This window comes from Cupriavidus sp. IK-TO18, from assembly GCF_015549295.1.
Taxonomy (GTDB): domain Bacteria; phylum Pseudomonadota; class Gammaproteobacteria; order Burkholderiales; family Burkholderiaceae; genus Cupriavidus; species Cupriavidus oxalaticus_A.
Genome location: NZ_JADGMP010000080.1, coordinates 1 through 530 on the forward strand (window position 1 = coordinate 1; position 530 = coordinate 530).

General features: G+C 61.9%; 1 pseudogene. It reads left to right on the forward strand.

The window, feature by feature from the left end:
- A pseudogene (locus IPF36_RS34170) lies at nucleotides 1–530 on the forward strand (polyhydroxyalkanoate depolymerase); the annotation flags it as partial.

Genomic DNA, 530 nt, shown 5'->3' on the forward strand with positions numbered 1-530 from the left:
CTGGCAGGGCATCACGCCGTCATGCTCCGCGAGGTCGTCGAAACCTTATTGGCAGAGCATATCGTCTATGTGACGGACTGGATCGATGCGCGCTGTGTGCCCGTGGTGGACGGGCCGTTTCACCTGGATGACTATGTCACCGAACTGCAGGCTTTTATCCGTCAGATTGGCACGGAGGACCCGCTGCACGTGATTGCCATCTGCCAGGCTACCGTACCGGCCCTGGCAGCTGTTTCGCTGTTGGCCAGCGCGGACGAGCCGGCTCCCCGCAGCCTGATCCTAATGGGCGGGCCGATCGATGCGCGTCGCAGCCCTACCGCGGTGGGAAGGTTCGCCGCAGACCACTCCCTCATGTGGTTCCAACGGAATTTGATCTATACCGTGCCCGGTCGCTATGCCGGTGCCGGTCGCAAGGTGTACCCGAACTTCCTGCAGCTTGCCGGTTTGATGGCGGCACAGCCAGGTTTGTTGGCGGCGTCGCATTGGGACTATTATTTGGAACGCGCCGCAGGTGACTACGAGCGTGCCGA